The organism is Azospirillum sp. B4 (assembly GCF_000333275.1).
Lineage (GTDB): Bacteria > Pseudomonadota > Alphaproteobacteria > Azospirillales > Azospirillaceae > Nitrospirillum.
Window position 1 is genome coordinate 1 of sequence record NZ_BACU01000471.1, and the last position, 1,429, is coordinate 1,429.

Annotated in this window: 1 protein-coding gene; it reads left to right on the forward strand. The window is 61.7% G+C overall.

The window, feature by feature from the left end; genetic code table 11:
- Positions 1–254 precede the first annotated feature (254 nt).
- The gene (locus I55_RS20660) at positions 255–1,019 is read left to right on the forward strand and encodes an IclR family transcriptional regulator C-terminal domain-containing protein (protein WP_044562478.1); all 765 of its coding nucleotides are present in this window, start codon (positions 255–257) and stop codon (positions 1,017–1,019) included.
- Positions 1,020–1,429: the final 410 nt, after the last annotated feature.

Sequence of the window (1,429 nt, forward strand, 5' to 3'; positions counted from 1 at the left end):
GACTACGCACTCCTCCGTCATCGCGGGGGCGGGAGACTGGCTGGCGTCCTGGTGGCGGTCACCTGGTCGGCGATCGCGGGGCGTCTTTGGCCGTCCCTCCCCGGGGAAGTCATCGGCCGCCTTTTTTGGGGCGGCCGCATCTTTTTGTTCGTCTAGCGTACAAATGTCCGTATAATGAACATTACAATGAACCTGACGCCCCGGCCTGTCAACGGCACCGTGGGCGGTGCACCTGCGTGGTGGAGGCGCGGCCGATGACCGAGGTGGATGTGGAGACGGGGGAGGAGGGGGGCGAATTCGTGCGCGCCCTGGCGCGCGGCCTGTCGGTGATCGAGGCCTTCGGCGCCACCCACACGCCCATGACCCTGACCCAGGTGGCGAAACGGGCGGAGGTGACGCGCGCCACCGCCCGGCGCCTGCTGCACACCCTATGCGCCCTGGGCTATGTCGCCTTCGATGGCAAGCTGTTCAGCTTGCGGCCCAAGGTGCTGAACCTGGGCCTGGCGTATCTGTCATCCCTGACCCTGACGGGTGTCGCCCAGCCCCTCATGCAGGAACTGGTGGGGCGGGTGCAGGAATCCTGCTCCATCTCCGTGCTGGACGGCACGGACATCGTCTATGTCGCGCGCGTGCCCATGAAGCGCATCATGTCCATCGAGATCAGCATCGGCACCCGCCTGCCGGCGGCGCGCACCTCCATGGGCCGGATGCTGTTGTCGGCCCTGCCGGATGCCGAGTTGGACGCCATCCTGGCCGCCACCCCGGGCATCGCGGTGGAGGCGGTCAAGGCCGCCGTACGCCAGGCCGGCGGCCAGGGCTGGGCCCTGGTGAATCAGGAGTTGGAGGAGGGCCTGCGCTCCATCGCCGTGCCCATCCGGGGCCGGGGCGGGGCGCTCATCGCCGCCATGAACGTCAGCACCCATGCGTCCCGTGTGACCGAGGCGCAGCTGCGGGAGGAGTTCCTGCCGGCGCTGCAAGCCACTGCCAGCCAGATTTCCCATGCATTAAGCTTCGCTTGATTTCTTACGTAATTAATTAACGAATGCATCCAAGAGATTGTAAGCAAATCCGAAGGCGATTCTCAAATTGATTGAACGAATCAGAGCCCCGAAGAATTTCTAATCGTTGTCTTTGAGCGATTGCAGGAAAAAGTACTTCTATGCTCAGCCGCCTGCGGCGGCCAGCTATAGCTTCGATGGCTGTACTAAGAATCTGTTTTGGGTCTGTTAAACGCTCTGCGGCACGAGCATTAGTCGGCAAACCCACTTCATCGGGAGAGCCATTGTAGCCAAGCGCGTTGGTTACCGCCCCTCCGTCAGCTATAANCCAAGCCTCAGTTTCATTCATGGGGGTAATAGTTATNCATCTTTCGGAAGGCCACCTTAAAACGTCTGAAATCGCTGCGCAATAGGATATAGATCTATCATCC